The sequence below is a fragment of the Chryseobacterium nepalense genome, from assembly GCF_023195755.1.
Taxonomy (GTDB): Bacteria; Bacteroidota; Bacteroidia; order Flavobacteriales; family Weeksellaceae; genus Chryseobacterium; species Chryseobacterium nepalense.
On record NZ_CP096203.1, the window covers coordinates 1,984,609 to 2,008,945 of the forward strand.

Below are 24,337 nucleotides of genomic sequence, written 5' to 3' on the forward strand. Positions count from 1 at the left end.
CACAATGGAAAACAAAGAGCAGCACATTTCTGATCATGGTCCATTCTATCACGGGACAAAAGCTGACCTGAAAATCGGAGACCTGCTTACCGCCGGATTTGAATCCAATTATTATCCGGAGATTATGATGAACCACATCTATTTCACAGCTTTACAGAACGGGGCCGGACTTGCAGCGGCACTGGCAAAAGGTGATGGAAAGGAACGTGTCTACATCGTGGAACCTACCGGAGCATTTGAAAATGACCCGAACGTAACCGATAAAAAATTCCCCGGAAACCCTACCCGCTCCTATCGCAGCACGGCTCCTCTTAAAATTATGGGCGAAGTAACCGAATGGATCAGGCTTACCGATGAAGAAATCCAAAACTGGAAGGAAAGAATCGCAAAACTAAGGGAAAATCCAGGTGCGGAAATTATCAATTAAATCATCACAACAGTTCTTTAGTCTTATGAAAAAAATAATCTTAGACCTTGCTGTAACACTAGACGGGTTTATTGAAGGGCCAAACGGCGAAATCGACTGGTGTATCATGGATGATGATATGGATTTTGATGGCTTTCTTGAAAACATCGATACCATATTTTACGGAAGGGTAAGCTATGATTCCTGGGGAAATTATCATCCGGGAGAAGATGCCGGAGAAGAAGAAGTACAGTTCTGGAAAAAAATACATGCTAAGAAAAAAGTAGTATTCTCCCATCATCAAAGGGAAGATCAGAATGCCACTTTCACCAATGATATTGAGAAAACAGTGCAGGAAATAAAACAGCAGCCGGGGAAAGACATCTGGCTGTATGGCGGTGCCGGACTCATCAGAACGTGTATTAATCTGAACCTGATAGACATTTACAGAATCTCCGTTCATCCGGTTGCCTTAGGAGACGGAAAACCTTTATTTGAAGAATTGAAGGAAAGATTATATTTGAAGCTGATCAAAACCAATATTTTCAGATCCGGAGTCGTACAGCTGATCTATGAACCTTTACATCACAACCAATAACCATAACAACATGACCTATTGAGGGCAGCATTATCTCTGCTGATTATTCGGCTATAGTGCATACAGCAGCGATTCTGAAAAAAGGAGTTTATTTAAGATTTAAATTTCTCATTGGAAACAAGTTATCCCTAAAAAAATAATTCCGGAGCAATTGTTTTTTAAGTATATTCGTTAAAAATTTAAGTATGAAAATAAATTTATTCCTTCTGCTGATGGCTTCAGGCGTCATTTCAGCACAGACAACGATTACGAAAGCGTTTAACGATCCTGTAAGCGGGGAAACCGCAAATTATTTGTCCGTTACGGGAACACCGGATAACTCGGCAACAGGTTCTAATGTAACCTTCAACAATGCTTCTCTGGGATTTGGTCCGGCGGCTGTTACCAGCTATTCAACACCCACCTCAACAGAAATTACCACCTTCCCGAATTCTACCTTAAAAATGGCAGGCCCCGGAAATACGGTATATTACAAACAATCTGCCTCCAAGCTGGAAATTACAGGATTAGTCACCACCGATGCTACTCTGAATCTTGCCGCAAACAACGGGACTTTTATTTCCTATCCTGCAGCGTTCGGATATTCCGAGACGGATCAGGCACAGGGAACATTCAGCTCAACTGCTGCAAACGGATTGTGTAAAGGAACAGTCAGCATTTCTGCAGATGCTTCAGGAACCCTTATTTTAGGTTCTTCTAATTTTACAAATGTTCTCAGGATAAAATCTGTTCAAAGCTTCAACCTCTATGCTGCATCAGACACTTTCTTTCTATTTCCGATTGGCTCTATTGTAAATACTTCCTATTCATATTATAACAGCACTTATAAATTTCCTTTGCTGACCACCATTCAGACCGTAGTCAATGTTCCGTTAGCCGGAATCAACAACCAGACCACCAATTCGGCACAGGCCCTGAATACCGCAAACCTGGCCACAAAGGATCTGTATGTTCAGAAAGACAGGCTGAAAGTATATCCCAACCCTGCTCAGGAATTTATTGAATTGAAAGGAACAGCAGAAAGCTATACAACGGCAAACATCTATACCCTGGACGGTAAGCTTGTAAAAACTTCCGGTATTACCTCCGGAAAAATACAGGTCTCAGACCTGCCTTCTGCTTCTTATTTTATTGAAGTTTCAACAAAAGACAAGAAAACGGAAACCTCAAAATTTATCAAAAAATAGATAAACCCGAACAATATAAATCCGCCAGAAACTCTGAGCGGATTTCTTTTTAAGCAGGGTGCAGATGCTTCTTTTTACTTTTGCATGCAGCGGACAAACCTGTAAACAGCTTGTAAACAGAATCTTATTCATGAAGCAAAACGGATTACCGAAATTATTTTGCCCGCTTTTTGCTTGTACCTCAATACTTCAAATCTTAACATATTAAATCATGAAAAAATTCTTACTCATCATCCCCTGCTGTATGCTGACCACAGCAAACGCACAGGAAATCCCCGCTCCGCCGTCGGAAAAAATGAACATCATTAAAACAAATGTTACGGCATACGCATTCCGAAATATAAACCTTACTTATGAACGAGTCATTAACAGATGGTTTTCAGTGAATATGGGTTTTGGCGCCATGCCGGAAGGAAAAGTTCCTTTTATCAATTCCTTTTTAAACGATGAAGACGAAAAAAGATTTCAGAACCTCGAAGCCAAATCTTTTAACTTCACCATAGAGCCGCGTTTTTATCTTGGCGCTGGATACGGAAAAGGATTCTATGTGGCCCCCTATTACCGCTATTCGAAAATTACCTCCAATACCTTTGACTTCTACTACGACTATACCTTCAGCGGAACGACCTTTCAGATTCCTCTCAAAGGTTTCGGAAACGCCAACGGAAACAGTGGCGGTGTAATGGTAGGCGCCCAGTTTTTCCTCACCACAAGCCGCAGCCTTGTCCTCGATTTCTGGATTGCAGGGGCCCACTACGGAGCCGGAAAGGGAGACTTTACGATGACCAGTGACATCCCTCTTACTCCCGATATGCAGGCTGAACTAAAAAGGCAGATCGAGGATCTTGATATTCCTTACGTCAATTATACGGTAGAAACCAATACCAACGGAGCCCGCGTGATTATAGACGGCCCCTGGATCGGTTTCAGAACAGGACTGTCCCTCGGATACCGGTTTTAAAAATGAGATCAGAATGGAAACCTACAGCAGAAGTCAGACTTCTGCTTTTTCTTTTTATTACCAGTGCCGGGACTTCGAGAGCCTCAGTCCCCGGTACCCATCACTCTTTGTCATTCCATGGAAGTTTTTAGGTATTATTCGTAAAGAGCATGGAAAGATCCGGGGCTAGATCCTTTCAGGATGACAAATGCGAAAATAATAATTAACTAGTGTCCACACCAACGACAACCGGGGACTTCGAGAGCCTCAGTCCCCGGTACCCATCACTCTTTGTCATTCCGTGGAAATTTTTAGGTATTATTCGTAAAGTTAGTGAGGTAAATCTTCGTTGAGATCCTTTCAGGATGACAACCGTGGACTTCGAGAGCCTCAGTCCCCGGTGCCCATCACTCTTTGTCATTCCGTGGAAGTTTTTAGGTATTATTCGTAAAGTCAGTGAGGTAAATCTTCGTTGAGATCCTTTCAGGATGACAAATGCGAAAAATAATAATTAACTAGTGTCCACACCAACGACAACCGGGGACTTCGGGAGCCTCAGTCCCCGGTACCCATCACTCTTTGTCATTCCATGGAAGTTTTTAGGTATTATTCGTAAAGTCAGTGAGGTAAATCTGCGTGGAGATCCTTTCAGGATGACAAATGCGAAAATAATAATCACCTCGCAACGACAACAACGACAACACCCGTGGACTTCGAGAGCCTCAGTCCCCGGTGTGATACTACTCTTTGCCATTCCGTGGGAATTGTGATATGATACTACGCTGCAGCGATATCTGCGTAATCCTCGGGAGACAAAAAACATGACAACACCTCCTTACCCCGAGTTTAATATTTTTTTAACCTGCTAAACTTTTCTGTAATGACCGGAGACCCTAACTTTGCACAAAACTTACCCAATGAAGCAAGGATTAGCAATAATAACGCTGCTTTTTTCACTCTCCCTTTTCAGTCAGCATGGAAGCACGGACACCGCACAGGTGGTGATCCCCAACCGGTACAACACTGTTGAAGCCCGGGCAAAACCCTATGTCATTATGATCTCTGCAGACGGATTCCGTTATGACTACGCAAAGAAATACAATGCGGAGAACCTTCTGAATTTATCCGGCGAAGGAGTGCGGGCCGAAGCCATGATTCCCGGTTATCCCAGCATTACCTTCCCCAATCACTGGACCCTGATCACCGGGCTTTACCCCTCTCACCACGGGCTTATTGATAATTATTTCTACGATTATAAAAGAAAGGCACCCTATGCGATGAGTGATAAAACCAATGCCGAAGACGGCAGCTGGTACGGTGGCCTTCCCCTTTGGGGACTGGCAGAGCAGCAGGGAATGCTTTCCGCATCTTTAATGTGGGTAGGCTCGGCAAGCGATGCCGGAGGAACACGCCCAACCTATTATTATCCCTACCACGAAAAATTTTCACCGCAGGAGAAAGTTGACAAAGTGATTAGCTGGCTGAAGCTTCCCATGGACAAAAGACCCCATTTTATTTCGCTTTATTTCCCCGAAGTGGATGCAGGCGGACATCATTTCGGGCCTGACGCAAAAGAAACCGAAAATGCCGTTCACCAGGTGGATGCAGCCGTGGGCGAACTGGTACGGAAAGTGGGCGAACTGGGTCTGCAGAATGTCAATTTTATTTTTGTCTCCGACCACGGAATGATCAAAGTAGACGGCAGCAATCCCCTGGAAATCCCGCAGCTGCTGCTGGATAAAAACAGATTTGATATTTACAATTCCCAGACTTTATTAAGAGTGTACGTCAAAAATCCGGCTGAGGTTAAAAGCGTTTTCAAAGAATTACAGGTTCATAAAACCTCAGATTATGAAGTGTATCTTGATAAAAAGTTTCCCCGATACCTGCATTTCTCCGCAAAAGATGATTACTATGGCAGAATAGGACAAATCCTCCTGGTTCCCAACGCTCCTAAGATATTCCTGGAAAAAGGCAAAAAGCCTTCCGCAGGAAAGCATGGCTATAATCCGGCAGTGGTTCCTGAAATGAAAGCCACCTTTATGGCATGGGGTCCGGCATTCAAAAGCCATAGGACTATTGGTGAATTTGAAAATGTAAACGTTTATCCGGTGGTTGCAGATATTTTAGGCTTAAAGATCCGCCAGCCCGTGGACGGAAAGCTGAAAGTGCTGAAACAGATCATAAAATAAACCCGTTGTGCATTTGATTCTTTTCGTCACTTCGAGTAGCTTTGAAAAAGCGTATCGAGAAGCTTATAATTTTAAAGACAGGTTCCATTCTCGATACATTTTTTCTCCACTTTGTTGCGAAAAAACACTCGAAGTGACGAAGCGACTATCGAAATGACAACCGTGGACTTCGAGAACCTCAGTCCCGGTACCCATCACTCCTTGTCATTCCTTGGGAATTTTTAGGTATTATTTGTAAAGCTAGTGAGGTAAATCTTCGTTGAGATCCTTTCAGGATGACAATGCGAAAATAATAATTAACTGGTGTCCACAAAAACAACCACAACAACCGTGGACTTCGGGAGCCTCAGTCCCCGGTACCCATTACTCTTTGTCATTCCTTGGGAATTTTTAGGTATTATTCGTAAAGTCAGTGAGGTAAATCTGTGTTTAGATCCTTTCAGGATGACAAATGTGAAAATAATAATCACCTCGCAACGACAACGACGACAACAGCCGGGGACTTCGAGAGCCTCAGTCCCCGGGTGGCTGCAGCCCTAGAAACCACCAGTACCACTACTCTTTGTCACAAAAAAACTCCGGCCGGGATTGCAAAGCGGACTGAAAAAAAACACTTAAAATCAGTGGACGCTTTACCCCATGCCGGAGCAATCAAAAACATGATGAGTATTTTAAAATTACGTTCAGGAATAGGTTCCCGAACTTTGGGTGGTCTGCATCGTACGGTGCAGACACCCTGCATCGGTCGATGCAGACCTCCTGCATGCATCGGTGCAGACCCTCTGCATGCACCGATGCAGACCCTCTGCTCTACTGTACCGTCAGCACCTTATCCAATAATGCGGTACGCGGTTCTTTGAGCATCATGCTCCCCGAGAATTGCGTTACCACCTTCAGCTGGTACGTTCCTGCCGGTAATGCCGGAATAACCACCATCAGTTCGGAAGGATTATTGGTGACGATATCGCTGACCTCTACCTGAGTGCTGGCCTGCGAAACAGTGTCTGTGAAGAATATTCCTACTGCAGGATCGTCTCCGGCGATCTTGAGCTTGCTTCCGGAAATCCTGAGGTTCCTTCCTGGAGTCAGCAGGTCGTTTACCGAGCCGCTTTTCACATCTTTCACCTGGAGGATCACCGTAGAAGCATCAGCGATCCCCAGGATGTTGACTTCAATATTCGGGATCTCTGCCCTGAGCTTCTCTCCCTGGTTGAACTGGAAGATGATGCTGTGCTTATCCTTATTAAAAGTCTCCGAAGGGCTGTCGAATACCCCGCGGATGGTAGTGCTGGCGGTAAAGTAGCCCGTATTGACAGAATACCCGTCACAAAGCTGATAGGCCATTTCTTTCAGGAAAAGCTCCGTGGCATGGGCCATCGCGGAAGCGGAGACATCGGCACCGCCCCTGTTGACGGCGGCTTCGCAGATCTGCTGTACCGTAAGAGGACGTTCGCTCACGGTTCTCGCGATATAATCATTGGGATTGTCTTTGGTTAAAACATTGTCGTAGAGATACGCTTTAATTTTGTGTAAAATAGGCATTGTTTTAAAATTTAATGTTAGTTACTGATTTATCTGAACCCTCACGGGGTGAAGTCTTTAAGACAGCTTGATGTACTTACGGATGGCAAATCCATTTGGACGGGTCTGCTTTCCAGGTCATTATTTCCTGATCATTTTTCTTACGGTAGTAATCCCTTCATGCTCTATCCTGAGCATATAGGTACCACTCTGCAGGCTGCTGACATCCACCGGCTTTCCAAATTGTGCCTCCTGTTTCATCATCAGCTTACCGGAAAGATCATGCACTGTTATTTTTATGACAGCCCCTGTGTGTCTGCTGTGGTCTATGGTTATGGAAGACTCCGCAGGATTGGGAGCGAATGTTGCGGATCCTTCATTACGCTGCATCGTTTCCGTCACCGATAAGGTTCCTCCCTGCCCTGCGGTAAGCCCGGCAGAGTTTGTGGTAAAGGCGTATTCCTTTATGGTGAGCGTTCTGTTGACCAGCTCTACCAGGATCCAGCCGTAATACACCGTTCCGGAAATGGTCGCTTTAAAGCCGATATATTTATTCCCCTGGTTCCGGAAGTTGGTTTGCCCCGGATCATCAATCCAGGGATCCCAGCTATTCGAAAACGTGGCCGAAGAATTGATGGCCGCTCCGAAGCTCAGCGCTTTCAGCTCCTGACTGTTTTCCATAATAAACTGCCTCGTGGGATCACTCCCCGGATTGGAGCAGAAATGGATATTCCATGCAACCGTGTGAAAGGCATCCCAACGGAAAGAGTATTCATTGGTGCCGTCATTGTTCAGATCAATCGGGAAGATATCATTTTGTGAAGCGTTTGAGAAAGGCGGTGCCTCGGCCGTAAAAGAAAAATCAGGCTGTGGATTGACCAGAGTGATCTGGCTTTTTGCTGTGAATGCTGCTGAAAGCGTTAATAAAAGAAGTAATTTTTTAAGCATCGATTGTTATTTTTAGGGATTACTATATTTATTGTTGTAAACCACCGGACCGGGCGTGATACCGTGCCGGCAGATAACTTTACAGTTCTGTTGCCTTTTATTTTGCAACAAGTACTTTCTGTGAAGCCGAAGTACCGTCCTTATAATAGACTTCCAGTATATATTCGCCGGGCTGTAGAGAAGAAACATCAAGGCGGTTTGCACCAGGATAGCTTTTTACCTGTTTTCCTTCAGTACTGAACAGCGTGGCTTGAGTAATCTTTCTGCTGGTATCGATCATGATAAAATCATGGGCAGGATTAGGATAAATTCTGAAGCTGTTTTTTACGGCAGCTTCCGCTGTTGATAATGACGTTACAATATTGACATTAAAGTCATATGGATTTCCGAACGATCCAAAACTTCCATTGGAACAGGGGCTTAAAACTACGGAACTGCTATAAGGATAGCTCGCCTGCGTTCTTACGAGTCTTGCCCGTGTAGTTCCTGTAAGTGCCGTACCGGGAACGGTAAAAGTTCTTGTAAGAGGAACGGCGGTCTCAGAAAATGCAGGAAGCGCAGCATTGATGGTATTGCTGTTCTGCAGTACAATCTCAGAGGTTTCAAAAGTATTGCTGTGGTCATAGTCTATCCACAGTGCAAAATAAATAGGCTCAAAGTCCGGTGTCGTATACGGATTAATGGTAATGGTATTGTTCCCTGATTTGGTAAGGTCTCCGAAGACGGTTGTATTAAAATATTTATACGTATTGGCTGTTCCGTACGTGCCTAAACTCCCAAACGAAAGGGTTACTCCGCCGATGGTAATGTCCTTGAACATATTATAACCGGAAAAATAGGTGCATGCACAATAGGGTGCCGGATTTGTGATCTGGCTTTTTGCGGTAAACGCTGCTGAAAACGTTAATAAAAGAAATAATTTTTTAAACATCTTTGTTTTTCATTTGTTAAAGGGTTAATATTAAATTGTTGATGAAAGCAGCGCACGTGCATGCGCTGCTGTTGAATATTGAACTGTATCGTATGATAATAATTCTTTGATTGCTTTTATAAAACCTTCAGGGTTTTGAAACCCTGAAAGTTTGCTTGTAGTTGATCACGGATTAAAAATCCGCGATATCGTACTATAAATCTTAATCTATTTCTAACATTTATTGCTGAAATTCTACGATGAAGCCTCCGGTAAATGCAACATCAAAATAATTGGCAGGGCTGTCATTCCATCCATGGGTAGTAGTATAGCTATTATAAGTCTTAGTGTAATTATTATTCTTAGCCACACATTGAACAAATCCTTCGGTGTTTGATAAATTATCTGGCTGTACACCTGGGAACCAGTTGCTTTTTCTTACAGCAGTAGTTCCACCAGCAGAATAATCATGTCCTGGTTGTTCTCCTGTAATCCATTTAATCTCTGGATCAGGTGTCATTGCTGCACCTGCAAACCATGAAAATTTTGCCATCCCGATCCAGGTACCATTCGTATTAAATATAGCAAAAGGAGTAAGTAAGTTTGTTTCAACATATTGCCACTCTGCATCTGATGCAAAAGTCGCTAAATAGCCACCCATGTTTTTAGCAGCATTATATGCTTGGTACCATGTAACTGCACCACTGGTTGAATATGCTGCATACGTATGTCCACCATAAGTACCGATACTTCTTCTGGTTGCAGTGGTAGCACCAACAGCTAAGGTTGCCGGAGCATCTACAGAAGCAGTTGCAGTAGTGCTGGGTACATATCCTAAAATATTAGGATCAACGACGGTCGTATAACTTACGGTGCTCGCCGTACTGCTTATCCTCTCCCAAACAGAGCCCGTGAAATAATAGAATCCTGCTTCCGTAATTTTTGAAGTTTTTGTTGTTGTTGGTGAAGCCGCAGAAGTTGCAAAAACAATTGTACCAGCCTGAGCGGTACCGTACTGCGCATCACCGGCTTTGATCTGGTCGCCGGTTAATCTTGGGATAAGAAGTCCCTCCGGCTTGCTGCCATTTGTAGTCTGTGCCGTAATGTCTAAAGTAGCCTTCGGGGTATTATTATTGATCCCCACTTGTGCAAATATGGTAAGGCTGAATAAAGATGCAGCCAGGGTAATGATATTTTTCATTGTTGTTGGTTTTGTTTGTTACGTGAGCTTGGCTCGTAATTTTTATTTAATTAATACTTTACAGTTTCCATCACCTGTGCAGGCTTTGTCTTACTGTATATAATCCTTCGACATCGGATTATTTTAAACGCTGTGCCGTAAAATAGAAATAATAATTGGTACCATCCCTCCTGGCATGCCAGGTACAGTTATACCATTCTTTATTTGGAAAGGTAAGCATTGCATTAACATATTCCCCCTGCCCGATCGCGGTACTGAAATTATCATCGCCATCAATATCATAACTGTAATACCCGGATGCAATGGTAGTATCAATCCCATCGGTATAGGCATCATGGCTAGAGAGGGAAGATACATTATAATTAACAGGGGATGAAGTAATATTGTACAACTTCGGACTTGTATTTCCGGTATTGTACCAGCTTTCGATAAAATCCATCCTTAATCCATTAATAAAGATAAAATCTGCCTTCTGAGCGGCCGTTGTTTCATCATACGCAGACCTTCGGTTAATGCTGGTGGTATTGTTCACCGCTTTTCCGGTCATTTCTCCCCTGCTACCGCCCCTGGATAAAAATTTCGATACCGGTACGGTAATGATCGCGGATCTTATTTCACCGATCACGAAAGGCGTGGTATTTTGTCCGATCGTTGCATTACAGCTGAAACCCAGGAAGTTTACCGGTACCGTTATGGTTGTTGGGGAGCTAAAGTTGGGGGTTCCCGTCACTGAATAGGTAATATACCCGTTCCCTTTGTTAAGCGTACCCTCATCTAAAGTGAACGTAAGACCGTTCTGGGTAAAGGTTGTCCCGCCGGAATAGCTTCCCCCGTTTCCCCCGGAATAGTAAACCGTTAAAGTCCCGGAATAGGCGGTACCTGCAGCAAATGCGGCCGGAGTAATAAATGCCGTGTTGCAGTTTAAACCTGTAATAACAGGATTTACCGTGGTGGTATTATCTATTTTCCTCCATTCCTTACCATTCCAGAATACAAAGCCTTTATAGGTGAGCGTACCGGCACCCGTGTTATAGGCCAGCAATCCTGTTGCAGGAGATGGTATCGTCACTACATCCGTGGCGCTTGATAATGCTACTCTCGGGATGAGTACCCCTTTGCCGGCAGAGACAATATCCAGCGCAGCGCTGGCATCAGGAGCACCTGTTCCGATACCTACAGCACCATTATCCTTTATTACGACCTCTGTTCCGGCGGCTCTTGCCGTACCATCCGCCTGGCTGCCCAGCTTTACCATACCGGTGCCGGTGTCATTGATCCAGGCATCATTCGTGGTATCTCCTGCACCACTCCCTATTTCCTGCCATTTGCTTCCATTGAAAAAATAATAGCCTTCTTTGGTAATATCTGCTGTTTTGCCGTCCGGAGCGCTGGGTACGGTGGTTACATAAATAATGGCACCTTTCTGTGCAGATCCGTATTGTGCGTCGCCGGCTTTCAGCTGATCACCGGTTAACCTCGGAGCAATAAGACCTTCCGGTCTGCTTCCGTCTGTTGTTTTGGCTACGATATCCAACGTAGATTGAGGACGTATTGTATTGATTCCTACCTGCGCAAAAAAAGCTGAGCTTACTAGTAAAACAGGGAGTATGATAAGTTTCTTCATCGTGTGTTATTTAAAATATGTTTTTGTTTGTTATTTTTTTATTGGTTACAAATTATTTATGATTACAGCCGGTAAAAGAATACCGAACAGGAGGAGGTCTGCTGAGATGACAGGCTATGGTCTTTGAAACCCGAAAAGGGTATATTGCTATATGGATGAGATTGTCTTTCAGGCAGAGTGGCAGAAGAACGTTCCAAACCACAGAGACTGCCGTTTTATGATGTTTCCTGAAAGAAGGAGGATCTACCGGAACAGCTATGGATGAAGAGCCATCTGCATTTCCAAAAAACAATCTGCCTTCCGGGCTGTTTCTGTACATTGCCGGAACATGCTGATTCACATGATATTTTTGAGGAGAGGCCAGGGAAGCAGAAACGCCCTGTAAAGATGTGTCTGTTTTGCCTTTCTTTCTAAGGCTTATGCCTACGTTTCTTCGTTCCGCTTTCATCACATATACCGCTGAATCTCCATGCAGGAAGCTGCCTTCTGAAATAAAAATAACGGAATCCGGCGGAGAAGAGGCCTGGAAGAACTGTGGAATCCCGGAAAAGAATAGCAGCACCCCTATCATCCTTGCGCAGAAACGCAGGAACGAGGGAAACTGTACTGTATTCATCACGGGTGTCTTCATTGTGTGTTTAAAAACAGCCCGGGATTTGACTGTTTTCTCTTACAAAGATAGATAAATAATTGAAACAACGAAATTACAATGATCTGTTTTATAACTCCTTAGTTTCGTACACTCACCCTGTGGCAGATAGAAAGAGCTTCCGCAGATATGCCGCATAAAAAAAACTCTCCGGAGAGAGTTCTTTTAAAATATCCTGTCAATCATTACAAAGACTGCATATCAATTACAAAACGGTATTTCACATCGCTTTTCAGCATTCTTTCATAAGCCTCATTGATTTCGCTCATTTTGATTAGCTCAATGTCTGAAACGATATTGTGTTCGCCACAGAAATCCAGCAACTCCTGGGTTTCAGCGATACCGCCAATCAGTGATCCTGCTACGGAACGGCGCTGGAAAATCAGCGGTCTTGTGCTGGGCTCGGTTTCCTGGAATTCTCCCACAAAACCTACAAGAACTAAAGTACCGTTTAATGCCACGGTCTGCATATAAGGGTTGATATCATGCTCATAGGGAACGGTATCAATAATTACATCAAACTTACCCCTTACCGCATCCATCTGTTCCTGTTCAGTTGAAATCACAACATGATCCGCGCCCAACGTTCTGGCATCTTCGGATTTACCGGGCGTACGGGAAAACAGGGTGACCTCAGCACCCAATCCTTTAGCCAGTTTAATGGCCATATGTCCTAACCCGCCTAATCCCACTACGGCGACTTTAGAATCCGGACCTACGTTCCAGTGTCGTAGAGGAGACCATGTGGTAATTCCTGCACAAAGCAACGGTGCCACTGCAGCAAGATCAAGGTTTTCCGGAACGCTGAGAACGAAGCCTTCATCTACCACCACTTTCTGGGAATACCCTCCGAATGTGTGGCCTCCCAGATGTTTATCTTTTCCGTTGTACGTTCCTGTGAACCCCTTCTGGCAATATTGCTCCAGATCATGTTTACAGCTCTCGCATTCTCCGCAGGAATCCACCATACATCCTACTGCCGCAAGATCCCCCACTTTAAATTTGGAAACTTCACTACCGACCTTGGTAATTCTCCCTACAATTTCATGCCCCGGAACAACGGGATACATGGATCCTCCCCAGTCGTTTCTTGCCGTATGAAGATCAGAATGGCATACTCCGCAATACAGGATTTCAATCTCAATATCTTTAGGGGTTACTTCTCTTCTTTCAATATTCATTTCGGCCAGGTCCGCAGTGTTGGATTCTGCACCGAACGCTTTTACTGTGAATGTATTCATATCGTATTTAAGTTTGTACTAAAATTAATAATGTTATGGCAAAAATCGTATGTTTATGATGAATTAAGCTTATATAAATTACAGAATGATATACCAATTTTACCGTGACCGCAAAATCTGCGCCTTAAATATGGTAATTTTGGTTTCTGAAGAATTAAATATATGAAAGATCAGGTTAATTTTATCGAAAGTATTTCCGAATACAATAAAATGGTAAACCATGATACGCTGCATCCTTTGGTGAGTATCATTGATTTTTCCAGATCCGGCCCTGTCTGCCAGTTCAGGAGAGCCTTCGGCTTTTATACCGTTTTTTTGAAGGATGTCCTGTGCGGAGATCTGTTTTACGGAAAACATAACTACGACTACCAGGAAGGAACGCTGGTCTTCATTGCCCCGGAACAGGAGTACGGAATAACGAATGACGGAAATCCTATACAGTCCGCAGGTTTTGCACTGCTGTTCCATCCGGACCTGATCAAAGGGACCAGCCTGGGCACTTCCATCGGTGATTATAATTTCTTCTCTTATGAAGTTCACGAAGCCCTCCACCTTTCCGAAAAAGAAAGAGAAATCATCCTGGATTGCTTTAAAAACATACAGCTTGAGCTGGAACAGGCTATTGACAAGCACAGCAAGTCCCTGATCGTTAATAACATTGAACTTTTCCTCAATTACTGCATGCGTTTTTATGACCGCCAGTTCATCACGAGGGACCATATCAACCGCGGCGTGATAGGAAAATTCGAAACACTGCTGGATGACTATCTGAACTCTGAAAAGCCCAGGACCATCGGTTTTCCTATGGTTCATTATTTTGCCGAACAGCTTAACCTTTCAGCCAATTATTTCGGAGATGTCATGAAAAAGGAGCTTGGCATTTCGGCACAGGAATTTATTCATAATAAGCTTATTGATGCCGCAAAACGGCAGATCACCGATCCTTCAAGATCCATCAGTGAAATTTCTTATGACCTTGGTTTCAGGTATCCGCAGCATTTCACCAGATTATTCAAAAGTAAAACAGGAGTATCTCCTACCGCATACAAAGCGTTGCAATAATTATCTCAGTAGGATAAGATATTAAGTATTTTTTTGGCTTAAAAAAGATTAATTACTACATTTAAGGTAATCATAATTTTGTTGGATGACAACACAGCAACACAAGAAAATCCATACCTTTCATACTTCTTTCGGAACCATTCCGGCATTAAAGGAAAATGGGGTCATCAGGGCGAAAAGTATTCGTTATGCCCGCTCTCAAAGATTTAAAAAGCCGGAACCCTTACCATATCCGGAGCATAATGAAATTCCTGATAAAACCCCGGTATGCCCACAAAATGTAAGTCCTCTGCTGGACAGGTTGATCCAGAAAACAGATGTGGAACAGTTTGAACCGGATGAATCCCCGCAGTTTCTTACCATTACACTCCCCGAACACTTTAATGAAAACGAAAAGCTTCCCGTTATCGTCTGGATTCATGGCGGCTCCTACGAAATCGGATGCGGTGATCTTCCCACGTCTGATCCTTCCGTGTGGGTAAAGGAACAGCACATCATTGTTGTTTCGGTATCGTACCGGCTCGGGCTTTTCGGTTTTTTGGGAGGTAATGAAGAAAGGCCGGCCAACCTGGGATTGTATGATATGATTGCCGCTCTCCAATGGATAAAACAATACATCCGCGACTTTGGCGGAGATCCTGAAAACATTACCCTGTTCGGACAGTCATCCGGAGGTGATGCCATTGCACATCTCATGATCTCGGAAGAAACGGAAAATTTATTCCGCCGTGTGATTATCCATAGTGCTCCGCTGGGATTCAGGATCAACAGGCAAAAGATGTCCCATGAGTTTTTCCTCAAGACGGATATTTTAAAAGATGAGCCGGATGCGCTTAAAATGGTAGCAGGGTATCGCACTTTTTTACCTTCTTTCAGAAAATACGGATTGAAGACCTCCATGCCATTCTGCACGCAATATGGCCATCCTCCGTTATGCCGGGAAGAAGAAACCATGGCGAACTGGAAACAAAATGCAAAGAAGTATGATGTTTTAATAGGCTCCAATCAGGATGAAACGGCTTTTTACGTGAAAACCTCGCAAACAGGCATTTATACTTATCTGCCCCAAAGAATTCTGAATAAGATTGTAAGAAAAACTACGGCGTCAATCTATGAAAAACCGGCCAAGGCGTTTGCAGAAAATCTTGCAGCCGGTGGCGGAAATGTATACCAGTTTGTTATTCGGTCTACCCTAAAGAGCAATAACATCGGCGCATCGCACTGTGTAGATCTGCCTCTGTTATTTGAAAACAGGGAAGCCTGGCAATCAGCAGAGCTGCTGAAAGATGTTCCATGGGAATATATTCAGGAAAACGGGAAAAAGCTTCGGGCGCTCTGGGCAGAATTTGCGAGATCCGGTTCAATCTCAGAAGATTCAGAAAGGCCTGAAATCCTTAAGCTTAAAAAAGTTAAGAATTAAAAGGATTCATCCTAAAAAACATCCGCAAGGTTTGTCATTCAACACAGCTTTTATACTCTTGCCGGTAAATGACAAAACTTACGGATGATCATTATAAATATTGTTGGTTTTGCAGTTACAAGGCTACTCTTCGATCCAGACACTTACGTTCCCTGCAGGAACAGGGAAATTTCCCCAGCCATTTTCATCGATTGTAACTTTATCTTCAAATCTTCCCAATACATCATAGAAGGTTTTCCCGATGTATCTTTCGCCCATTTCCATAGGCTTTTCATAGGCTTCTTTATTGCTGAGCACAACTGCACATCCCGAATGTTCATCATCTCCTTCACGAACCCATCCGAGGCAATTGGCGTCTTCAAAATAATCCCGCTGTTCTCCGTACGCATGATCTTTTCTGGCTTTCAGCAACTCCTCGATACCGTCTACTTTATCCAGAAATATTTCCTGGTCATTCCCTTCCCTGTCTTTATCAACGTAATGCGCTCCATACAAATCCGGATAAAATACACATGGATATCCGTCCTGACGAAGTAAAATTAATGCATACGCCAATGGTTTAAACCATTGTTCTACCGGTGCTTCAAGATCCTGTAAAGGCTGGGTATCGTGATTATCAACCAGGCTCACCGAATGCAGCGGATCGGCCTGGGTAAGCGTTTCATCAAAGATTCTGCGGAGATCATAAGAATCCCCTTCATTGGAAGCGGTATGGAAATTATTCTGTAATGAGCTGTCGAAAAGGCTCATACAACCTTCCGTCACATCAATATATTTCTGAAGAAGACCCAGATATCCCGGAGCCCAGTATTCTCCTACCGCAAAAATATTTTTGCCGGAGTTGGAACGCAGCAGCGTAAGCCACTCTTTATAAAAATCAAATGAAATATGTTTCAGGGCATCCAGCCTTACGCCGTCAAAATCTGTCTGATCAAAATACCATTTTGCCCAGTTGTTGAGCTCTTCTCTTACGAAAGGATTGCGGTGTTCCACATCATTAAACATAAGATAATCATAGTTTCCTTTTTCATCATCAATCATCTCTTCCCAGTCGGTTCCGTATTCATTTTTAATTTTAAAAATATGAGAATCCATGCCTTCTGCATAGTCTACGCCACTGAAGCAGGTATAGTTCCACTCAAAATCCGAATATCTTTTTCCGCGGCCGGGAAAAGTGAATTTGGTGTATGACTGTATCTCGATTTCGCCGGAAATTATTTTATCCCGGTTTTCTTCATCTACTTTCAGGGCCTTGAATGTTTCAAGTTCGTCCCCTCCGGCTTTGTGGCCGAGAACGATATCAACAATAATCTTGATGTTGTGTTCTTTTAAAGCCTTTATGGCTTTTATATAATCGTCTTTTGTTCCGTATTTTGTGGGAATAGTTTCTTTCTGATCAAATTCTCCCAGATCAAAAAGATCATAGGCATCATATCCGGTAGAACAACCACCTCCCGTTCCTTTGTAAGCGGGTGGAAACCATACTGATGTAATTCCTAATTCAGCCAGATATGGTGCGTTATTTTCTGCTTCTTTCCATAGTTTCCCTTCTCCTTCCGAGTACCAGTGGAAGTATTGAATCATCGTTTCATTCATAAAATTGTAAAATTTGGTTACTACAATTTAATGAAAATATTCGAGATTATTGGTCTTCAAATTCTTTGAACGGAATTTTTAGTTGAACCGACACCTGTTTTTTTTCTTCAGTATTGAGCTGGGAAAGGGATAAACCGAGTAACCGAACAGGTTTGTCGAACGGGCGTAGCTCCCAAAGCTGTTTTCCGGTATTAAAATATTCTTCTGCGGAAGAGAAATATTCTTCCCGGGTGATGCTTCTTGTAAAAAGGGAGAAATCTTTGTATTTAATTTTCAGGGTAAGCGTACGTCCGAGAATATTATTTTTCTGAAGACGGCTCTGGAGCTCTTCACTGAGACTTTGTAATTTCTCGTTGATCTGATGTTCATCAAAAAGGTCTTCAAAAAAGGTTCTTTCTACCGCTACACTTTTCTGGATCCGGTGAGGTTTTACTTCAGAATGATGAATTCCCCGAACGACATTATAGTAATAGGCTCCGGATTTTCCGAACATCCTTGTGAGGTCTTCTACAGATCTTTTTTTCAGATCTTTTCCCTTGTAAATGCCTAAGCTAAACATTTTATTCGCCGTCACCTTCCCCACTCCGTAAAACTTTTCGACTGGTAATTCTTCAAGAAAACTTTCTACCTTATCCGGATGTATGGTTTTTTGGCCATTCGGTTTATTAATATCTGATGCTACTTTAGCCAAAAATTTGTTGATAGAAATTCCCGCAGAAGCCGTTAATCCTGTCTGTTCGAAAATCTTCTGGCGAATCTCCCTGGCAATCTGGTTAGCAGACTCTATTCCCTTTTTGTTTTCCGTAACATCAAGATAGGCTTCATCCAATGATAAAGGCTCTACCAGATCGGTATATTCATAAAAAATCTCCCGTATTTTCCTTGAAATCTCCTTGTACCGCTGAAACCTGGGTGAGACGAAAATAAGATGCGGACACTTTTCTTTCGCAGTTTTACTCGGCATCGCAGACCGTACCCCGAACTTTCTTGCTTCGTAGCTTGCCGCTGCGACAACTCCCCGATGCTCTCCACCCACTGCAATAGCTTTCCATTTTAATGCAGGATTATCATGCTGTTCTACAGAAGCATAGAATGCGTCCATATCGACATGAATAATTTTGCGAAGGAGAAAAGAAGAATCCATACCGCAAAGATATGGATTCATTTTATGTTTTCATTTCAAGCTAATTTCTTTTGTCTTGAAACAAAAGAAACAAAAGTTCAAGACTTGGAAACTCCGACTAAAAATAAATTCTGTTCTCTAAAAATTCTAAAACTCGCGCGAATCAAAATCTGTTCTTCATTTCAATTAATTGTCGCGCTCAAACAGTAGAATTTTTTTAACGTTCGCTGATTTTATTTTCTTAACGTCTCCATTTCCTATGTCATTTTATTTCAAAAGCTTATCAATGGTTGCCTGAATATCCGGATCTTCCGGCGAGATGGCGTAATATTTGGCAATGGCAGACTTCTGATCAATCACCATGTATCTCGGGATCCAGTTGAGATCGATATAGTTGTTGAAATCATTTTTCCAGCCGGAAGCGAACCAGTAATTTTCTTTGTCTTTCATATCAAATCGTTCCAGGCTTTTTTCAAAACCTTCTCTGGAACGGTCTAATGAAAGGAACACAAAATCGATATTTTTATTGCTGTCTTCTAATTCTTTGGCTTTCGGAAGCGCTTTTAAACAATCCCTGCACCAGCCCGCCCAGAAATCAAGCACTAAAACTTTTCCTTTATGCTGATCCAGGATCTGCTGTATGGTGACTGTTTTACCCTCTTCATTTTCAACCTTCTGAATTAATGCTTCTTTGGAAAAACTTGTTTTAAGAACTTCGGGAGCTTGTTGTGAACAGCCCAAACCGAAAATTCCTATCGTTAATAATAAAAACAGTTTCTTCATTTTAAAAATCGTTTCTGCAAATCTAAACAATGAAAAATAATTAGAAAGCCTCAGCCGGAAATTTGTACTATTGAAAAATTCTATAACGGTTGCGGATAGTTTTTAACGAGACCTTTTACCACCGTAATTACATTAGGCATTGCTTTATTGGCAGCATTCAGAACTTCTTCGTGAGAAACGGAGAACGCGATATCAGGTCCGCCCAGATCAGTAATTACGGAGATTCCGAAAACATTTATTCCCATGTGTCTGGCTACAATAACTTCCGGAACAGTACTCATTCCCACCATATCACCACCGATGGCTTTTATCATTCCGTATTCCGCAGGGGTTTCAAAAGTAGGTCCCTGCAGTGCCACATAGATTCCCTGGTGAATGTTGATATTATTTTCCGAGGCAACCTTTTCTGCCACTGAAATCATCTTTTTGCTGTATGCTTCGCTCATATCCACAAATCGCGGACCGAATGCATCAATATTTCTGCCACGAAGCGGATGTTCAGGCATCATGTTGATATGATCTTTGACGATGGCAATATCTGCAATTTTATATTCAGAGTTTACGCCGCCGGAAGCATTGGAAAGGATCAGATTTTTTATGCCTAGCAGATGAAAAACCCTGATCGGCAACACTACATTTTCCATAGAATGGCCTTCATAATAATGAAAGCGGCCGCTCATCATTAATACTTTTTTGCCTTCCAGCATTCCGTAGATTAATTTTCCGCTGTGGCCGGCAACTGTTGTTTGAGGAAACTCAGGGATTTCAGCATATTCCAGGGTATGAATTGTCTCTACCTCATCCTGGAGTTTTCCTAATCCTGAGCCCAGAACGATGGCAAAATCAGGAGTATCGTTAATGACGCCTTGTATGAAGGCTGCTATTTTTTTAATTTTTTCTAACATAATCCAGGATGATTTGGTTAAATTCTTCCTTCTTATCTATTATTACATTGATAGGCCAGTAATAAACGATATCTCTTAGGTAATCAAAAGTTTTAAGGCGTACATAATCTTTTTCAGTGGTTAAAATCAACTTATATTCGCCCATCTTTTTATATTCTGCCACGATATTTTTAATATCCGCTTCCGTAAAGTTGTGATGATCTCTGAATTTCAAATGTTTTACTCTCTGCGAAAATTTAGCAAGATGATTCAGTAAAGGTTTCGGATTTGCAATTCCTGTGATCAGAAGAATATCGTAATAATTCAGGTTGTTATCCGGAAGCATTTTTTCTTTCCCGTAAACATTTTCATCGTAACCTATGGATGAAAAAAATATTTTCTGACGTCCGGTAGGTCTTATTCTTGAAATATAATATTGCTTGGTTTCTTCAGTAAGTTCATCCGGACATTTGCTGACCATGATAATGTCTGCTCTTCCGGATCCGGCCCGTGACTCCCTCAAATCTCCTGCAGGAAGAAGATGATCTTTAAAATAAGGATCATTAAAATCGGTCATCATAATGGTGAATCCCGGTTTTATGGCTCTATGCTGCATCGCATCATCCAAAACCAGAACATCAAGGTCCATATCGGCAATTACCTTTTTGGCGCCGGGAACTCTCTCTTCGGAAACAGCAATAACAAAGCGGTTCTTAAAACGTTCGAACAATTGCATGGCTTCATCACCCACCATTTTATAATTGCTTTCATAATTGGTGACAGCATAGCCTTTTGTAAGCCTTCCATAGCCTCTGGAAAGGACTCCCGTTCTGTAATGTTTTGACAAAAACTGCGCAAGATACATTACCATAGGAGATTTTCCGCTTCCGCCTACAGAAAGGTTACCGACACAAATGATCGGTGTTTTGAATTTTGTTGACTTAAAGATTCCCAGATCATACATTGTGTTTCGGATACCCGTTACCATGCGATAACCTAGGGAAAAGGGATAAAGGTACCATCTTTTCATACCTTGCAAAAATAGGAATTTTCGTATGGATTTAGCTTACTATGGTACTTACTTTTCGAGATTATTTTTAAAAGTATTCAATCTGAATTCAAACTGCAATTATTTAAACATTAAGATTTTAAAAGGTTTTAAGAGAATTAAGGAAATATCTTTGATATTTTATAGGGCGCTGCGCCACTTGTTTTACTTGTCAACCTTTACCATTTCTTTTTTAATTTTAATTTCTTGCCTCTTTATTGAAAATTTCAGGAAAAGTTGAAAGCGGTTTCTAAATTGTGTTGATGATTATCATTAATTAAAGTAATTTTGCTTACTTATTTTATCACAGTGAGGTATTTTATAGAATTTTCCTACAACGGCAAGAATTATTTCGGATATCAGATCCAGCCCAATGCTGTTTCTGTACAGGAAGAAATGGAGAAGGCACTTTCCACAATATTAAGAGAAGAAATTAAAACTACCGGCGCAGGAAGGACGGACACCGGCGTGCATGCCAAGAAAATTTTCGCACATTTTGAAACCGAGAAAGTTCTTGACGAAGATCTGCCAAGAAAATTAAACAGTTTTCTTCCTGCGGACATTTCGGTGAAAAGAATTTTTCCGGTGAAAGATGATTTTCATGCAAGATTTGATGCTACCTACAGAACTTACGAATATTATATCTCTCTGGAAAAAAACCCGTTCACGGAAGAATCTGCCTGGCAGCACTGGAGAAGACCGCTTGACATTAATAAAATGAATGAAGCCTGTAGCATTTTATTTGAATATGAAGACTTTACCAGCTTTGCCAAACTTCATACCGATAATAAAACCAACCTCTGTAAAATCTATAAGGCAGGATGGGAACAAAACGGGAGTGAGCTAAAATTTACTGTTTCAGCGAACCGTTTTCTGAGAAACATGGTAAGAGCCATTGTAGGAACAATGGTAGAAATAGGTGCCGGAAAATTACAGCCTGAAGACCTTCGTAAAGTCATTGAAAACAAAAACAGAAACTCAGCGGGTACTTCTGCCCCGGCTCACGGATTATATCTTGTTGATGTGGGCTATGATTTTGAATAATTAATCTATGTCATAAATGACAGCGATCTGAAATTTTCTATGACTATTTCTATAGCTGGTAAAGATTGTCAAATTTTAAAATCTTATTTTTGCATAGAATTTCAATATAATTCTTTCTTCAATTCGTACAATGAAAAAACAAGATACCTGGGGAATTATCAAAAGGCTGTTCTTTATCGGAATGAAATTCCGTTCGTGGTTCATCCTTACGCTGATCATCTCCATCATACTGGCTATGGTTTCTACCTACAGGCCTTACCTCACCATGGAAGTGGTAGATAACGACATCACCAAGCTGAAAGATAAGGCTTTAATGATGAAGCATATCTACATTTTGGTAGGTCTGGTTTTCACAGAAACTGTTTTAAATTTTTTCCTGGTTTATTTTTCCAATTATATTTCACAGAATGTGATCCGGGATATCAGACAGAGACTTTATAATAAACTTATTTATTTTAAAACTTCATTCTTCGATAAAACACCAATCGGGCAGCTGGTGACAAGAGCAGTAGGAGACGTTGAAACCATTGCCACGGTGTATACGGATGGTTTCCTGATGGTTTTCGGGGATGTTCTGAGAATTCTCTTTGTATTGGTGATGATGTTCAGTACCAATGTTCATCTCAGCTACATTACGCTGGCCATTCTTCCTTTAATGGTTGTTATTACACGATTTTTTCAGAAAAGACTTAAAAAAGCATTCGGGGATGAAAGAAACTGGACGTCTAACCAGAACTCATTTGTTCAGGAAAGACTGGCCGGAATGTCGATCATTCAGGTATTCAACAGGCAGGAATCTGAATTTAAAAAGTTTGATGAAATCAATATCACACTGAAAGGCGCATTACTGAGAACGGTTTTTATTTTTTCCTTATTCTTCCCGGTGGTTGAATTAATCTCTTCGCTCTTCATCGGATTTATCCTCTTTTATGGAGGCTATATCACGATCAGTGCCGGCGTGGTTATAGCATTTATCCAGTATATTTCTATGCTGATCCGTCCTTTAAGACAGATTGCAGACCGGTTCAACAATATCCAGCGGGGTATCGTAGGAGCTGAAAGAGTATTGGGATTAATGGACGAGGAAAATTCGATGCCGAATACAGGAACCGTACAGAAAGATCATTTTGAAGGAAAAATTGAATTCAGAAATGTACATTTTGCTTATGATGAAAAACAGGAAGTATTGAAGGGGATTGATTTTAAAGTAAATCCGGGAGAGACTGTCGCTATTGTTGGTGCTACCGGAGCGGGAAAATCCACGATTATCAGCCTGATCACCAGATTGTATGACATTAATTCAGGAAATATCATTATTGACGATGTGGATCTTAAAGATTATGAACTCTATTGCCTCCGAAGTCATATTGGTGTAGTGCTACAGGATGTTTTCCTGTTCCACGGAAGTATTTTTGAAAATCTTTCGTTTGGTGATAATTCCATTACGCTTGAGCAGATCAAAGCCGGAGCAAAGGAAATTGAAGTTGACGAGTTTATTGAAAGCCTTCCGGGAGGTTATGATTATGTAGTGAGCGAAAGAGGTTCTTCCATCTCCCTGGGTCAGAGACAGCTTTTATCATTCCTGAGAGCATATCTTTCAGATCCTAAAATCCTGATTCTCGATGAAGCGACCTCATCTATTGACCATGAAAGTGAAAAGCTGATCCAGCGAGCCACGGAAAAAATCACAAAAAACAGAACATCCATTATCATTGCACACAGGCTTTCCACTATTGAAAAGGCAGACAAAATTATCGTTATGGAGCACGGTAAAATTGTGGAAGAAGGAAAGCATCTTGAACTTCTGGATAAAAACGGATATTATGCTACCTTGTACAAGGCCCAGCTGAGACATGAAATTGAACTGGAAGAAGAGGGATAGCAAAAAATAATACAATGAAATCTATATAGAATAAAAGGTTAGAATCTCAGGTGATTTTAACCTTTTTTTGTTTTAATT

General features: G+C 42.0%; 21 protein-coding genes. 9 read left to right on the plus strand and 12 right to left on the minus strand.

The annotated features are described in order from the left end of the window. Nucleotides 1-4: 4 nt before the first annotated feature. The 5 genes from arr to M0D58_RS08575 all read left to right on the plus strand — a co-directional run bounded on the left by arr (nucleotide 5) and on the right by M0D58_RS08575 (nucleotide 5,323). Nucleotides 5-427 (plus strand): NAD(+)--rifampin ADP-ribosyltransferase, encoded by a 423-nt coding sequence (gene arr, locus M0D58_RS08555; RefSeq protein WP_248394942.1) that lies wholly within the window; start codon nucleotides 5-7, stop codon nucleotides 425-427. A 25-nt stretch (nucleotides 428-452) separates the two neighbouring features. Then, a complete protein-coding gene (locus M0D58_RS08560) occupies nucleotides 453-1,004 on the plus strand; it encodes a dihydrofolate reductase family protein (protein ID WP_248394943.1) in 552 nt (183 codons plus the stop codon). Nucleotides 1,005-1,189: 185 nt separating this feature from the next. Further along, the gene (locus M0D58_RS08565; RefSeq protein ID WP_248394944.1) at nucleotides 1,190-2,191 is read left to right on the plus strand and encodes a T9SS type A sorting domain-containing protein; all 1,002 of its coding nucleotides are present in this window, start codon (nucleotides 1,190-1,192) and stop codon (nucleotides 2,189-2,191) included. A 211-nt stretch (nucleotides 2,192-2,402) separates the two neighbouring features. Next, on the plus strand, nucleotides 2,403-3,152 hold the full coding sequence (locus M0D58_RS08570) for a DUF3575 domain-containing protein (protein WP_248394945.1): 750 nt from the start codon (nucleotides 2,403-2,405) through the stop codon (nucleotides 3,150-3,152). Nucleotides 3,153-4,048: 896 nt separating this feature from the next. Next, on the plus strand, nucleotides 4,049-5,323 hold the full coding sequence (locus tag M0D58_RS08575; protein ID WP_248394946.1) for an alkaline phosphatase family protein: 1,275 nt from the start codon (nucleotides 4,049-4,051) through the stop codon (nucleotides 5,321-5,323). 810 nt (nucleotides 5,324-6,133) lie between these two features. On the opposite strand, the gene M0D58_RS08580 is transcribed toward M0D58_RS08575, so the two are convergent. The 7 genes from M0D58_RS08580 to M0D58_RS08610 all read right to left on the minus strand — a co-directional run bounded on the left by M0D58_RS08580 (nucleotide 6,134) and on the right by M0D58_RS08610 (nucleotide 13,417). Further along, the gene (locus M0D58_RS08580; RefSeq protein ID WP_248394947.1) at nucleotides 6,134-6,865 is read right to left on the minus strand and encodes a DNA-binding domain-containing protein; all 732 of its coding nucleotides are present in this window, start codon (nucleotides 6,863-6,865) and stop codon (nucleotides 6,134-6,136) included. 120 nt (nucleotides 6,866-6,985) lie between these two features. Further along, a complete protein-coding gene (locus M0D58_RS08585; RefSeq protein WP_248394948.1) occupies nucleotides 6,986-7,792 on the minus strand; it encodes a T9SS type A sorting domain-containing protein in 807 nt (268 codons plus the stop codon). Nucleotides 7,793-7,889: 97 nt separating this feature from the next. Beyond that, nucleotides 7,890-8,723 carry a T9SS type A sorting domain-containing protein gene (locus tag M0D58_RS08590; protein WP_248394949.1) on the minus strand — a complete coding sequence of 278 codons (834 nt, stop codon included), beginning with the start codon at nucleotides 8,721-8,723 and terminating at the stop codon, nucleotides 7,890-7,892. Nucleotides 8,724-8,943: 220 nt separating this feature from the next. Next, nucleotides 8,944-9,903, minus strand: a complete 960-nt coding sequence (locus M0D58_RS08595; protein WP_248394950.1) for a C-type lectin-like domain-containing protein — start codon at nucleotides 9,901-9,903, stop codon at nucleotides 8,944-8,946. Nucleotides 9,904-10,021: 118 nt separating this feature from the next. After that, nucleotides 10,022-11,527 carry a hypothetical protein gene (locus M0D58_RS08600; RefSeq protein ID WP_248388380.1) on the minus strand — a complete coding sequence of 502 codons (1,506 nt, stop codon included), beginning with the start codon at nucleotides 11,525-11,527 and terminating at the stop codon, nucleotides 10,022-10,024. Nucleotides 11,528-11,579: 52 nt separating this feature from the next. Next, nucleotides 11,580-12,158: a hypothetical protein gene (locus tag M0D58_RS08605; protein ID WP_248388383.1), complete on the minus strand. Its 579-nt coding sequence runs from the start codon at nucleotides 12,156-12,158 to the stop codon at nucleotides 11,580-11,582. 203 nt (nucleotides 12,159-12,361) lie between these two features. Continuing rightward, nucleotides 12,362-13,417, minus strand: coding sequence for an NAD(P)-dependent alcohol dehydrogenase (locus tag M0D58_RS08610; RefSeq protein WP_248388385.1), 1,056 nt, complete (start codon nucleotides 13,415-13,417; stop codon nucleotides 12,362-12,364). A 162-nt stretch (nucleotides 13,418-13,579) separates the two neighbouring features. On the opposite strand from M0D58_RS08610, the gene M0D58_RS08615 reads away from it, so the two are divergent. Together M0D58_RS08615 and M0D58_RS08620 are read left to right on the plus strand one after the other, a co-directional pair. After that, the gene (locus M0D58_RS08615) at nucleotides 13,580-14,479 is read left to right on the plus strand and encodes a helix-turn-helix domain-containing protein (RefSeq protein ID WP_248388387.1); all 900 of its coding nucleotides are present in this window, start codon (nucleotides 13,580-13,582) and stop codon (nucleotides 14,477-14,479) included. An 85-nt stretch (nucleotides 14,480-14,564) separates the two neighbouring features. Continuing rightward, nucleotides 14,565-15,899 carry a carboxylesterase family protein gene (locus M0D58_RS08620; RefSeq protein ID WP_248388391.1) on the plus strand — a complete coding sequence of 445 codons (1,335 nt, stop codon included), beginning with the start codon at nucleotides 14,565-14,567 and terminating at the stop codon, nucleotides 15,897-15,899. 123 nt (nucleotides 15,900-16,022) lie between these two features. On the opposite strand, the gene M0D58_RS08625 is transcribed toward M0D58_RS08620, so the two are convergent. The 5 genes from M0D58_RS08625 to lpxK form a co-directional block, all read right to left on the minus strand. Beyond that, complete coding sequence (locus M0D58_RS08625; RefSeq protein ID WP_248388394.1) at nucleotides 16,023-17,495, minus strand: alpha-amylase; 1,473 nt, start codon at nucleotides 17,493-17,495, stop codon at nucleotides 16,023-16,025. 46 nt (nucleotides 17,496-17,541) lie between these two features. Further along, on the minus strand, nucleotides 17,542-18,639 hold the full coding sequence (gene dinB, locus M0D58_RS08630) for a DNA polymerase IV (protein ID WP_248394969.1): 1,098 nt from the start codon (nucleotides 18,637-18,639) through the stop codon (nucleotides 17,542-17,544). Nucleotides 18,640-18,885: 246 nt separating this feature from the next. Continuing rightward, a complete protein-coding gene (locus M0D58_RS08635) occupies nucleotides 18,886-19,401 on the minus strand; it encodes a TlpA family protein disulfide reductase (protein ID WP_248388397.1) in 516 nt (171 codons plus the stop codon). Between the two features lie 80 nt (nucleotides 19,402-19,481). Further along, nucleotides 19,482-20,306 carry a purine-nucleoside phosphorylase gene (locus tag M0D58_RS08640; protein WP_248388400.1) on the minus strand — a complete coding sequence of 275 codons (825 nt, stop codon included), beginning with the start codon at nucleotides 20,304-20,306 and terminating at the stop codon, nucleotides 19,482-19,484. Continuing rightward, nucleotides 20,290-21,315 (minus strand): tetraacyldisaccharide 4'-kinase, encoded by a 1,026-nt coding sequence (gene lpxK / locus M0D58_RS08645; RefSeq protein WP_248388402.1) that lies wholly within the window; start codon nucleotides 21,313-21,315, stop codon nucleotides 20,290-20,292. Before lpxK ends, M0D58_RS08640 begins: the two co-directional genes overlap by 17 nt. A 327-nt stretch (nucleotides 21,316-21,642) precedes the next feature. On the opposite strand from lpxK, the gene truA reads away from it, so the two are divergent. Continuing rightward, a complete protein-coding gene (truA, locus tag M0D58_RS08650; protein ID WP_409515140.1) occupies nucleotides 21,643-22,377 on the plus strand; it encodes a tRNA pseudouridine(38-40) synthase TruA in 735 nt (244 codons plus the stop codon). A gap of 130 nt (nucleotides 22,378-22,507) precedes the next feature. After that, nucleotides 22,508-24,259, plus strand: a complete 1,752-nt coding sequence (locus tag M0D58_RS08655; protein ID WP_248388406.1) for an ABC transporter ATP-binding protein — start codon at nucleotides 22,508-22,510, stop codon at nucleotides 24,257-24,259. Nucleotides 24,260-24,337 lie beyond the last annotated feature (78 nt).